At 73.4% G+C, this 11667-nt stretch carries 13 protein-coding genes; 7 read left to right on the top strand and 6 right to left on the bottom strand.

The annotated features are described in order from the left end of the window. Window positions 1-77 precede the first annotated feature (77 nt). Window positions 78-1583, bottom strand: coding sequence for an amino acid adenylation domain-containing protein (locus ACGFI1_RS12590; RefSeq protein ID WP_392785123.1), 1506 nt, complete (start codon window positions 1581-1583; stop codon window positions 78-80). Window positions 1584-1819: 236 nt separating this feature from the next. Between ACGFI1_RS12590 and sbnA the strand changes: the two genes are divergently transcribed. Next, complete coding sequence (gene sbnA / locus ACGFI1_RS12585) at window positions 1820-2797, top strand: 2,3-diaminopropionate biosynthesis protein SbnA (protein ID WP_392785121.1); 978 nt, start codon at window positions 1820-1822, stop codon at window positions 2795-2797. Window positions 2798-2825: 28 nt separating this feature from the next. Next, window positions 2826-3851, top strand: a complete 1026-nt coding sequence (sbnB, locus tag ACGFI1_RS12580) for a 2,3-diaminopropionate biosynthesis protein SbnB (RefSeq protein WP_138638139.1) — start codon at window positions 2826-2828, stop codon at window positions 3849-3851. 71 nt (window positions 3852-3922) lie between these two features. Here sbnB and ACGFI1_RS12575 read toward each other — a convergent pair whose 3' ends face one another. Next, window positions 3923-4357, bottom strand: a complete 435-nt coding sequence (locus tag ACGFI1_RS12575) for an NUDIX domain-containing protein (protein ID WP_392785119.1) — start codon at window positions 4355-4357, stop codon at window positions 3923-3925. A gap of 139 nt (window positions 4358-4496) precedes the next feature. Here ACGFI1_RS12575 and ACGFI1_RS12570 point away from each other — a divergent pair, with 139 nt between their 5' ends. After that, window positions 4497-5582: an epoxide hydrolase family protein gene (locus tag ACGFI1_RS12570; protein WP_392785117.1), complete on the top strand. Its 1086-nt coding sequence runs from the start codon at window positions 4497-4499 to the stop codon at window positions 5580-5582. A 44-nt stretch (window positions 5583-5626) separates the two neighbouring features. Here the strand turns inward: ACGFI1_RS12570 and ACGFI1_RS12565 are convergent, their stop codons facing one another. Further along, on the bottom strand, window positions 5627-6547 hold the full coding sequence (locus tag ACGFI1_RS12565; RefSeq protein WP_392785114.1) for an NADP-dependent oxidoreductase: 921 nt from the start codon (window positions 6545-6547) through the stop codon (window positions 5627-5629). Window positions 6548-6657: 110 nt separating this feature from the next. Here ACGFI1_RS12565 and ACGFI1_RS12560 point away from each other — a divergent pair, with 110 nt between their 5' ends. Both ACGFI1_RS12560 and ACGFI1_RS12555 read left to right on the top strand, forming a co-directional pair. Beyond that, on the top strand, window positions 6658-6900 hold the full coding sequence (locus tag ACGFI1_RS12560; protein ID WP_138638143.1) for a hypothetical protein: 243 nt from the start codon (window positions 6658-6660) through the stop codon (window positions 6898-6900). A 12-nt stretch (window positions 6901-6912) separates the two neighbouring features. After that, window positions 6913-8091 (top strand): acyl-CoA dehydrogenase family protein, encoded by a 1179-nt coding sequence (locus tag ACGFI1_RS12555; protein ID WP_392785111.1) that lies wholly within the window; start codon window positions 6913-6915, stop codon window positions 8089-8091. Here the strand turns inward: ACGFI1_RS12555 and ACGFI1_RS12550 are convergent. Beyond that, on the bottom strand, window positions 8066-8476 hold the full coding sequence (locus ACGFI1_RS12550) for a DUF2000 family protein (protein ID WP_392734180.1): 411 nt from the start codon (window positions 8474-8476) through the stop codon (window positions 8066-8068). The two genes, ACGFI1_RS12555 and ACGFI1_RS12550, sit on opposite strands and share 26 nt — an antisense overlap. Window positions 8477-8540: 64 nt before the next feature. Here ACGFI1_RS12550 and ACGFI1_RS12545 point away from each other — a divergent pair, with 64 nt between their 5' ends. Together ACGFI1_RS12545 and ACGFI1_RS12540 are read left to right on the top strand one after the other, a co-directional pair. Further along, window positions 8541-9341, top strand: coding sequence for an AraC family transcriptional regulator (locus ACGFI1_RS12545; protein ID WP_392785110.1), 801 nt, complete (start codon window positions 8541-8543; stop codon window positions 9339-9341). A 25-nt stretch (window positions 9342-9366) separates the two neighbouring features. Then, entirely contained in the window at window positions 9367-10365 is a 999-nt protein-coding gene (locus ACGFI1_RS12540; protein WP_392734178.1) for an ADP-ribosylglycohydrolase family protein, read from the top strand. Window positions 10366-10380: 15 nt separating this feature from the next. Here ACGFI1_RS12540 and ACGFI1_RS12535 read toward each other — a convergent pair whose 3' ends face one another. Beyond that, window positions 10381-10800 (bottom strand): TIGR03668 family PPOX class F420-dependent oxidoreductase, encoded by a 420-nt coding sequence (locus ACGFI1_RS12535; protein ID WP_301175260.1) that lies wholly within the window; start codon window positions 10798-10800, stop codon window positions 10381-10383. Window positions 10801-10837: 37 nt separating this feature from the next. After that, window positions 10838-11641, bottom strand: coding sequence for an enoyl-CoA hydratase (locus tag ACGFI1_RS12530; protein ID WP_301175259.1), 804 nt, complete (start codon window positions 11639-11641; stop codon window positions 10838-10840). Between the last annotated feature and the right edge of the window lie 26 nt (window positions 11642-11667).

The following is an 11667-nucleotide window of genomic DNA, read 5'->3' as shown; positions in this document are numbered from 1 at the left end:
TCACCGCCGCCGCGACGCTCATCGGATGACAAAGGTTGACAACCGGATCGGCCCACACCGGTCACGCAGCGTGATCGTCAGCGGGCGGGGTACTCATGCACGACCACCGCGGCGGCGCGCACCCCGGGGTGCCGCTGCAGCACCGCCTCGATCTCGCCCAGCTCCATCCGCACCCCGGCGATCTTGACCTGCCGGTCGACGCGGCCGAGGTACTGCAGGGTGGGCCGGTCCTCGCCGCCCGCGCCCGCCGGGAGCAGCTTCACCGCGTCGCCCGTCCGGTACAGGCGGCCCGTCGGGGACGCGGGGTCGAACGGGTCGCGGTAGAACGCCTCGCGGGTCCGCTCGTCGTTGCCGAGGTAGCCGCGCCCGACGACGACGCCGCCGACGAACAGCTCGCCGGTCTCGCCGACGTCGCAGGCGGACCAGGCCCCCTCGTCCTCGCGCAGCACGTACAGGCGCGCGTTGACGATGGGCGTGCCGATCGGGAGGCGCAGAAGCTCCAGGTCGCCGGCCGTCACGGTGTGGTGGGTGACGTCGTCGGAGCACTCGGTGGGGCCGTAGGCGTTGAGGAGCCGGGCGTGCGGCATCGCCTCCAGCCAGCGGCGGGACAGCTCGGCGGGGAGTTCCTCGCCCGTGGCGATCATCCAGCGCAGGCTGGTCAGCGAGCCGGGGGCGAGGTCGTCCAGCAGGTGCCTGACCATGGTGGGGACGAGCTCGACGACCGTGATGCCCCGGTCGTCGACGGCGCGGGCGAACGCGGCCGGGTCGTGCCCGACCTCGTCGCCGATCACGTCGATCCGGCCGCCGATCAGGAGCGGGCAGAGCATCTGCCAGATCGAGATGTCGAAGCCGAGCGGGGCGGTGAACGCGACGGTGTCCGCGCCGGTCAGCTCCAAGTCGATGATCTTCGCCCAGAGGTGGTTGAGCATGCCCTGGTGCTCGACGACCGCGCCCTTCGGGCGGCCGGTCGAGCCCGAGGTGAAGAGCACGTATCGGGGCTGGTCGGGGGCGGTCTGGCGGGGCTCGCCGGGCCAGGGCGCCAGGCCGCGCGCCGCGGCCGCGTCGACGACCCGGCAGCCGGCCTCCGCCGCGCCCGCCAGCAGGGCCGGGGCGGTGCGCGGGGCGTCCACCGCGACCAGCACGGACGCGCCCGCCTGGGCGAGGACGTCGCGGACGCGCCCGGCGGGCCAGGTCTCGTCCGCCGGCACGTACAGGGCGCCGACCAGCTCGATCGCCAGGAACGCGGCGATGACCTCGGCGCGGCGGCCGCCGCCGACGCCGACGACGGTGCCGGGCTCGACGCCCTCCGCCGCCAGCAGCGCGGCGAGCCGGCGGGCCTCGGCGGCGAGCTCGGCATAGGAGAGCGTGCGGGGCCCGTCGGCGACCGCCGGCCGGTCCCGCTCGGCGGCGAACCGCTCCACCCGCGTGATGACCGGGTCGCCGAGGTCGACCTCCCGCTCGCGGAGCATCCCGTGCCGGGCGGCCAGCTGCCGGGCCCGCTCCGCCTCGGCCGCGGGCACGTCCAGGGCGGGCAGCCCGGCCGTGGGCAGCAGCCGGTCCGCGGCGGGTCCGCGAGCAGTCATCATTACTCTCCGTGATGTAGAACCACTCCGCTGTAACAGCAATACAAGCGGAGCCATAGCTTATGTCCGGCACCTGCCAGAAGCATCTCGCATTCCAACCTACCAACGAGTAATCAGGGGGTTGCGACGGCAACTTGCTCGCGGGTACGGTGAGGCTCCGCATGGCTCTGGCGTGAAGCCCGGCGGCGAACTCGGGGGAAGATGAGGGAATTGTTTCTTCATTTGAGGGTGGACGCGTGCCGATAATCACCTCGCCGCAGGAATTCAATGTCGACGACCTTTACGTCGATCTGCGGCCCGTTATAAAACGGCCGCTCTACCTGAAATGCGAGGGCTTTAATTTCGCCGGCTCGGTCAAGCTGAAGGCGGCCGCCGCGATGGTCGAGGCGGCCGAGCACGACGGCGCGCTCACCGCCGGCTCGGTGATCGTCGAGTCGTCGTCCGGCAACCTCGGGATCGCGCTCAGCCTCATCGCCGCGAGCCGCGGCCTGCGGTTCGTCTGCGTCACCGACCCGCGCTGCAACCCCGCGTCGATGCGGGTCATGCGGGCGCTCGGCGCCGAGGTCCGGGTCGTCTCCGACCGGGACGCCAACGGCGGGTACCTCGGCGGCCGGATCGCCTACGTCCGGAGCCTGTGCGAGTCCGACGAGCGGTACGTGTGGCTGAACCAGTACGCCAACCGCAACAACTGGATGGCGCACTACCGCGGGACCGCGCCGGCGATCGACCGCGAGTTCCCCGACCTGGAGGTTCTCTTCGTCGGCGCGGGCACCACGGGCACCCTGATGGGCTGCGCCCGCTACTTCCGCGAGCACCGGCGCCCGGTCACGATCGTGGCGGTCGACGCGGTCGGCTCCGTCACCTTCGGCGGCATCCCCGAGCGGCGCATGGTGCCCGGCCTCGGCACCAGCAGCAAGCCCGCCCTGGTCGACGAGTCGTTCATCGACGACGTCGTGCACGTCGCCGAGCCCGACACCATCCGGACCGTGCACGCCCTCGCCGCCCGCGGGTTCCTGTTCGGCGGCTCCACCGGCACCGTCGTGTCCGGCGCGTCCCGCTGGCTGGACGCCAAGTACCCCGGCGAGGACCCGGTCGCCGTGGCGATCGCCCCCGACCTCGGGGAGCGCTACCTGGACTCCATCTACGCGGAGGGCTGGGTGCGCGAGCACTTCGGCGACCTGCTCGCAGACCCCGCCGGTATCCTCGGCGACTGATCATCGAGAAAAGACGGAGTTTTCCACCATGACGCAGGTTCCGGCATTCGCCGTGGTCTCCGGCGCGCAGGTCCACGAGGCCGTCGCCGGGCGCGAGGAGCAGGTCACCCGGATGGTCGAGGCGGCCTACCGGCTGCACGGCGAGGGGCTGACCGTCAACCCCGACTCCTACTTCCTGCGGTTCCCGGACCGCCCGTCCGACCGGATCATCGCCCTGCCCGCCTCGGTCAAGGGCGACGTCGGCGTGCACGGGATCAAGTGGATCTCCAGCTTCCCCGGGAACGTCGCCGGCGGGATCCCGCGCGCCTCGGCCGTGCTGATCCTGAACGACGCCGACACCGGCTACCCGTTCGCGTGCCTGGAGAGCTCGATCATCTCCGCGGCCCGCACCGCCGCCTCCGCCGCCCTCGCCGCCGCCGCCCTCGCCGACGCCCGCGGCGACCGCCCCCGCCGCGTCGGCTTCATCGGCGTCGGCCTCATCGCCCGCTACATCCACACCTACCTGGCGGGCAACGGCTTCGCGTTCGACGAGCTGGGCGTCCACGACCTCTCCCGCGAGCACGCCGAGGGGTTCCAGGAGTACCTGGAGCGCTCGGAGAAGGGCGAGATCACGATCCACGACTCGGCGGAGTCGCTGATCCGCGCGTCCGACCTGATCGTCTTCGCCACCGTCGCCGGCGAGCCGCACGTCCACGACCCGGCCTGGTTCGCGCACGGCCCGCTCGTCCTGAACGTGTCGCTGCGCGACCTCTCCCCCGAGATCATCCTGTCGGCCTACAACGTGGTGGACGACGTCGAGCACTGCATGAAGGCCAACACGTCCCCGCACCTGGCCGAGCAGAAGGTCGGCAACCGCGACTTCGTCGCCGGCACGCTCTACGACGTCCTCACCGGGGCGACGACCCCGCCCGCCGGCAAGCCGGTGGTCTTCTCCCCCTTCGGGCTGGGCGTCCTCGACCTGGCCGTGGCGAAGTACGTCTACGACCAGGTCAAGTCGTCGGGCGCTCTGCACACGGTCCCCGACTTCTTCCACGAGCTGAAGCGCTACGGCTGACGCCCGGTGGCGGCTAGCGAGCCGAGCAGGGCGAGCGCCTCGCCGTGGACGGCGGCTGGACCGCCCAGTGATCAGAGCCCGATGTTGCTCTTGGCGCCCATGTAGGAGCCCGCGCCGGGCCACCCGGCGCGGGCCAGTTCCGCGAACCGCTCATTGAACCCGAGCGCCGCCAGGTCGCCGAGCGGCACGAACCTCACCCCGCGGATCTCCCTGGTGTCGCCGCCGGCGACGTCCCCGACCGTCCCGCCGAGGCGGCGGGCCTCGAAGGTGATGTGCAGGACGTGGGCGCCTCCGTCCGGCAGGTGGTCGCAGACGTAGAGCAGCCGGCCGGGCTCGACGTCCAGGCCGGTCTCCTCGCGCATCTCCCTGACCAGGGCGTCCGCCAGGGGCTCGCCCTCCTCGACCTTCCCGCCGGGCAGCGACCAGGACCGCCCGGTATCGGTGTCCTGGTCGAGCAGGAGGACGCGCCCGTCCTCGACGACGATTCCGGTGACCCGAACCAGCATCCCCGCAACCTACCGAAGCGGCGGGCGGCGAGCACCGCCCCGGTTAATCGTTGGCCGAGCCAACGAGTTGTGTTAGCGTTGGCGCTACCAACATTGGTTCGGCCAACACTAGGCCGTCCGCATCCGGGGAGTCGCGATCATGATCAAGCCGTTCCGCATCGACGTTCCGCAGGCCGACCTCGACGACCTCGCCGACCGGCTCGCCCGCACCCGCTGGCCCAACGAGGTCGAGGGCGCCGGGTGGGACTACGGCTTCCCGCTGGCGCGGCTGAAGGAGCTGGCCGAGTACTGGCGCACCGGCTACGACTGGCGCGAGCACGAGGCGGAGCTCAACGAGCTGCCGCACTTCACCACCGAGATCGACGGGCAGAACATCCACTTCGTGCACGTGCGGTCGGCGAAGCCGGACGCGCTCGCGCTGATCCTCACGCACGGCTGGCCCGGGTCGTTCCTGGAGTTCCTCGGCGTGATCGAGCCGCTGTCGCGGGACTTCCACCTGGTGATCCCGTCCATTCCGGGCTACGGGTTCTCCGGGCCGACCCACGAGCGCGACTGGGGCGTCCCCCGGATCGCGCGGGCCTGGGCGGAGCTCATGCACCGGCTCGGGTACGAGCGCTACGGCGCGCAGGGCGGTGACTTCGGGGCCGGCATCTCGCTGGCGCTCGGCGCCGCGGCGCCCGAGCAGGTCGTCGGGGTGCACGTCAACTACCTGCCGACCCGTCCGGACCCGGACGCCGGCGTCACGCTGACCGAGGCCGACGAGGCCCGGCTGGACAAGGTCCGGAAGCTGATGGCGAACCGCCCGCCCTACCAGGCGCTGCAGGCCCTCACCCCGCAGACCATCGGCTACGCGCTGACCGACTCGCCGGTCGGCCAGCTGGCCTGGATCGCCGAGCGGTTCGCGCAGTGGACCGACCCGGCCACGCCGGTCGACGACGACCGGATGCTGACCGGCGTCTCGCTGTACTGGCTGACCGCCACCGCGGCCTCCTCGGCGCGGCTGCACCACGACGCGCCGCGGGGGCAGGCCGCGCCGTGCCGGGTGCCGGTCGGCGTGGCGGTGTTCGCGCACGACATCACGCAGTCGGTGCGGCCGCTGGCCGAGCGGCTCTACGCCATCGGGCACTGGTCGGAGTTCGACCGCGGCGGCCACTTCGCCGCGATGGAGGTTCCGGAGCTGCTCTCCGCGGACGTCCGGGACTTCTTCCTCGAGCGGGACGCCTGAGGGGACGGGCCGGCCGCGAGGCGGGGCTCGCGGCCGGCCGCGCGTCAGACCTCGATGACCACCTTGCCGGGGACGCCCCGCTGCTTGGCCTCGAACGCCTCGCGGGTCTCGGCCAGCGGGTACACGGCGCCGACATGGGCGCGGAGCCGGCCGGACCCGGCGCGCTCGGCGAGCTCGGCGAGCTGGCCGCGGTCGGGTTCGACGATGAAGAAGACGGCGCGCCCGTCCGGCGGCTCGACCGGCGGCGGGGCCGTGATCGAGACCAGCGCGCCGCCCGGCTTGATCCGGCTCGCGGAGCGGGCGAGCAGGTCGCCGCCGATGGTGTCGAAGATGACGTCGACGGGCTCGACGGCGTCCTCGAAGCGCTCGCTCTCCACGTCGACGAAGGCGTGCGCGCCCATACGCAGCGCGACCTCGGCGGCGCGGGCCCGGCCGGTGGCGATGACGTGCGCGCCCGCGTCGCGGGCCAGCTGGACGGCCAGGCTGCCGGTGCCGCCTCCCCCGCCGTGCACGACGACGGTCTGCCCCGCGCGCAGCCCGCCGTGGACGAACAGCGCCTGCCAGCACGTCAGGCCGGCGAGCGGCAGGGCGGCCGCCTCGGTGAACGACAGCGACGCGGGCATCGGCGCGAGGTTGCGCGCCTCGACGGCGACGTACTCGGCCGCCGCGCCGTCGCGGTGCCAGTCGGTCAGGCCGAACACGCGGTCGCCGACGGCGAACCCGGCGGTGCCGTAGGCGACGTCGGCGACCACGCCGGCGACGTCGTGGCCGGGGACCGACGGCGTCCGGTCGCGCCCGGCCCGGTCGACCCACGTGCCGGGCCAGTCGAGTTCGTCGGGGACGAACCCCGCCGCGCGCACCTGCACGACGACGTCGCCGGTGGCCGCGTAGGGGCGCGGCGCGTCCTCCAGGACCAGGCCCTCGCCGTCGCCGTCGGGGCTCTTGTGTATGCGTACAGCTCTCATGAATGACCTCCCGGAGATGGCTTCCCCAGGAAGACGGCGATGCACCGGCCCGCGTGACAGAGGTGCCGCTCCGGGCCCATAGAACGAGTCCCAGTGGGCACGTTTTGTCTATGGATGAGCGAGATGTCGGACGTGGGGACGTCCAGGAGCTGTCGGACTTCGAGCTGATCGTGTACGAGACCGTGGCGGAGATCGACAAGGAGCGCGGCGCGGCGGACTTCGAGACGATCGGGGCGCTGGTCGAGGCGCCCGAGGAGGATCTGTGGGCCGCGCTCGGCCATCTGGTGTCGATCAACCACCTGCACTCGACCAGCGAGGGCTACGTGCTCGGGCCGCACGACTGGGCGCCCTGACCGTCCCGCTGGATGGGAACCCCGGTGAACCGGGCCGGCGGCGCGCGGCACCATGGTCCGGTACGACTGGGACGCGTGTGGGAGGCCGCCGGAATGAAGCTCGTCGTCACCGAGGAACAGCGGGAGCTGCGCGACGCGCTGCGGCGCTTCTTCGCCGACCGGTCCCCCGCCGCCGAGGTGCGGCGGCTGATGGAGACGGTCGCGGGCTACGACCCGAAGGTCTGGGCCCAGATGGCCGAGCAGCTCGGGCTGCAGGGCCTCGCGATCGCCGAGGAGCGCGGCGGCGCCGGGTTCGGGGTGCGGGAGCTGGCCGTCGTGTTCGAGGAGATGGGACGGGCGGTCGTGTGCGCCCCCTTCCTCGCGACGATCACCGCGGCGGCGGCGCTGGAGGCCGGTGAGGGCGGGCACGACCTGCTGCCCGGCATCGCGGACGGCTCCGCCATCGCGACGCTGGCGGTGGCCGAGGACGGCGGGTCCTGGGACCCGGGCGACGTGGCGGCCGTGTTCGAGGACGGCGCGGTCAGCGGCACCAAGAACTTCGTCCTGGACGGCCACATCGCCGACGTGGTCCTGGTCGCGGCGCGCGGCGCCGACGGCGTCGGCCTCTATGCCGTGGAGGACGTCTCGCGCCTCGTCCGGACGCCCGTCGTGACGCTCGACCAGACGCGCAAGCTGGCCCGGATCGAGTTCGACGGCGTCCCGGCGCGGAGGGTCGGCGGGCGCGACGCCCTGCTCAGGGCGCTGGACGTCGCCGCGGTCGCGCTGGCCGCCGAGCAGCTCGGCGGCGCGCAGCGGACCCTGGACATGACGGTCGAGTACGCGAAGGTCCGGCACCAGTTCGGCCGCCCGATCGGGTCGTTCCAGGCGATCAAGCACCGGTGCGCGGACATGTTCGTGCTGGTGGAGTCGGCGCGGTCGGCGGTGCTGAACGCGGCGGCCGCCGCCGACGAGGCCCCGGAGGAGCTGCCGGCCGCGGCCGCGCTGGCGAAGGCGTACTGCTCGGACGCCTACTTCCACACGGCGGGCGAGGCGATCCAGCTGCACGGCGGCATCGGCTTCACCTGGGAGCACGACGCGCACCTGTACTTCAAGCGCGCCCAGGGGTCGCGGCAGCTGTTCGGCGCGCCGGACCGGCACCGCGAGCGGCTCGCCGCCCTCGCCGGGCTCACGGGTGCAGCCGCAACCCCTTGAGCACCTTGTCCACGCCGTTCTTCGGCCCGTGGACGGCGAACCCGACCAGGGGCATCTCGCCGGCGGTGACGGCGCGGACGGTCGCGCGGTTCGCCTCGTCGTGGCCGGTCTTGAACATGTCCTCGATGTAGACGGCGATGTCCATCCCGCGGGCGAGGGCGCGCGCGTGGGACTGCGCGATCGCGGCGGTGTCCGCCTCGTAGACCAGCACGGGCTGCCGGAACATCGCCAGGTACCGGTTGCCGGACGCGTCCTCGTACGGCTCGCCGATCACGCCGGGGACGCCGCCCGCCACGGCGCTGGCGAGGAACGCGGTCACGTTGAGCCGCTGCCACGCGGCCAGGTCGTCCCGGACCACGATCCCGATCTTGGTGTCGAAACGCATGCCGGACAGGGTGCCGCGGGAGGCGGCGGCCCGTCTTGAACGCTCGTGCGCGACACTGGGAGGCGTGGACTGGAGCCGGTACTGGCGGTCGCCCGACCGCCCCCTGGAGGCGATGCACGCCCACTTCGAGCGGCACGTGTACCACCGGCACAGCCACGAGACGTACTCGTTCGGCGTGACCGAGGACGGCTACCAGGCGTTCCGCTGCCGGGGCGGCGCGCACACCAGCGCGGCCGGGATGGTCATCGCGTTCAATCCCGACGACCCGCACGACGGCCACGCCGCCGACGAGCTGGGCTTCACCTACCGGATCGTCCACATCGGCCCCGGGCTGGTCGCGGACGTGCTGGCCGACATCGCGGGACGGGCGGCCGGGCTCCCGCTGTTCGGCTCCCCCGTCGTCGAGGACCCCGTGCTGGCGCGGAACCTGCGCGGCCTGCACGCGGCGCTCCTCGGCGGCGCGACGGCGCTGCGGCGGGACGAGCTGCTAACCGCGACGGTCGGCGCGATGGTCGCCCGGGCCGCCACCCGGCGCTCGCGCGTGTCGGAGGCCGGCGGCGTCGCCGAGCGGGCCAGGCGGCGCCTGGAGGAGGCGTACCTGGACGACCTCGGCGCCGACGAGCTGGCCGCGGCGGCGGGCTGCAGCCGGTTCGCGCTGTACCGGGCCTTCCGGCGGGAGTACGGGATGGCGCCGAGCGACTACCAGCGGCAGCTCCGGCTGCGCGCCGCGCGCCGCCTCCTCGCCCGCGGCGACGCCGCCGGGGACGTCGCGGCCCGCACCGGCTTCGCCGACCAGAGCCATCTGACGCGCTGGTTCGTCCGCTGCTACGGCATGACGCCGGGCCGCTTCCAGCGTGCCGGTTGAGCCCGGTTGAGGAAGAATGCCCGCCATGAAACGGGCGAGCGGGGCGATGTTCGGGCTGGCGTACGGCGACTCCCTGGGGGCGCCGACCGAGTTCCTCACCATGAAGCAGATCCGCCGGCGCTTCGGCGACCACGGGCCCACGCGGCTCAACGGCGACCCGGCGCTCGTCACCGACGACACGCAGATGGCGATCGCGGTCGGCCTGGCCCTCCTCGACGCCCTGGCGAACCCGCCGTTCACCCCCGACCTGATCATCCCGATGTGGCGGCGCCGGTTCGTCGACTGGCTCAACAGCCCCGACAACAACCGCGCGCCCGGAAACACGTGCCTGCGCGCCTGCCGCAACCTGGAGGCCGGGCGGCCCTGGGTGAAGGCCACGGTGGCGGCCTCCAAGGGCTGCGGCGCCAACATGCGCGTCGCGCCGGTGGGCCTCGCGCCCGGCCTGACCGACGAGACCCGCGCCGCGGCGTCCCAGCTCCAGGCCGCCCTCACCCACGGCCACCCGACCGGGCTGGCGGCGAGCGAGCTGACCGCGTTCGCCGTCCGGTGGCTGGCCGACGGCATGGCCCCCGCCGACCTGCCCGCGGCGCTCCGCGCCCGCTGCCACGAGCAGCGCACGACGTACCACGGGCGCTGGCTCGGCGACCTGTGGAAGCAGCCGGGGATGGACGCCCCGGAGACGTTCATCGCGCGCGGCTGGGACGAGTGCCTGGCCGTCCTCGACCGGCTGGACGAGGCCGTCGCCCGCGGCGACCGGGCGTCCGACCCCTGCGAGGTCACCGGCGCGGGCTGGATCGCGGAGGAGGCGCTCGCGACCGGGCTGCTGTGCTTCCTGCTGTTCCCGGACGAGCCGGCCGAGGCGATCCGGCGCGGCGCCGCCAGCTCCGGCGACTCCGACTCGATCGCGTGCCTGGCCGGCTCCTTCGCCGGCGCGCACCTCGGCATGGACGCCTGGCCGGACGAGTGGCGCGCCCGCATCGAGTACGCCTCCGACCTGGCGAAGATCGGCGAAGCCTGGGACTGACCCCGCCGGGCCGGCTCAGGACGCGGACCAGCCCGTCCAGGCGTCGATCGTGACGGCGATGACCGGGCCCTCGGGCGGGCGGTCGCGGTACTGGGCGTAGCGGTCCGCGAGGAGCGCGACGGGCTCGGCCATGCGCGCGGGGTCGTCGACGACGGCCGCGCGGCCGTCCACGCGGACCCACCACAGGCGGTCCCAGTCGTCCTCGTAGTGGTCGGCCAGCAGCGCGACGCGCGGGTTGGCGCGGATGTTGGCGAGCCGCCGCAGGTCGCGGCTGCTCTTCGGCTTGTGGTCGACGGCCGTGTAGACCGAGCCCCGGTGCACGGCGAAGGTCACCGGCACGAGGTGCGGGCGCGCGTCCTCGCCCACGGTCGCCAGGCGCGCGACGGGGGCGGTCGCCAGCAGCCGGCGCGCCTCGTCCGGTGGAAGCTTCGGCACCCCCTCACCCTGCCATGTTCAGTCCCGGAAGTCCGCTTCAGTCCTGGAAGTCCGGCGGGCGGTGCTCCTTGCGGGCCTTGATCGCCTCTTCGAAGTTGCGGGTGGTGAGGCGGACGTAGAGCTGGGCGAGGCCCTCCTGGCCCATGTGCGCGTCGAGGCTCGCGGCGTCCAGGCTCGACCACAGCATCCGCTTCGTCAGCTCCACGCCGGGGCGGCTGAACCCGGCGATCCGCTCGGCGAGGTCGTAGCAGGAGTCGAGGAGCTTGTCGCCGGGGACGACGCGGGACAGCAGCCCGATGCGCTCGGCCTCGGCGGCGTCGACGTCCCGGCCGGACAGCATCAGCTCGAAGGCGCGGGACGAGCCGATCGCGCGCGGCAGCAGGTAGCTGAGGCCGAGCTCGCTCGCGGTGAGGCCGTTGTTGATCCCGGCGGCGCGGAACAGCGCGGTGTCGGAGCCGAGCCGGATGTCGGCGGCCAGCGCCAGGCAGAGCCCGCCGCCGATCGCCGGGCCGTTGACGGCCGCGATCACCGGCTGGTGGACGCGGCGCATCGCCCGGACCACGTCGTCCAGCAGCTCCATGGAGCGCAGCGCGATGGTCGGCAGCGTCAGCCCGTCGATGCCGGGGATGTCGCCGGGGTTCTCCAGGTCGGCGCCCGAGCAGAAGCCGCGCCCGGCGCCGGTGACGACGACGGCGCGGGTGTCGTTGTCGCGGCTCACCTCTTCGAGGGCCTCGCGGAACGGGACCATCACGTCGAAGGCCATCGCGTTCATGCGCTCGGGCCGGTCGAGGGTGATGAGGGTGATGTGCGGGCGCGGCTTGTCGATCAGGACGAAGGGCAAAGCGGGCCTCCCGGAGACAACCTAAC

The sequence above is a fragment of the Actinomadura geliboluensis genome (assembly GCF_043197915.1).
Classification (GTDB): domain Bacteria; phylum Actinomycetota; class Actinomycetes; order Streptosporangiales; family Streptosporangiaceae; genus Spirillospora; species Spirillospora geliboluensis.
This window is presented reverse-complemented; position numbering and strand designations above follow the sequence as displayed.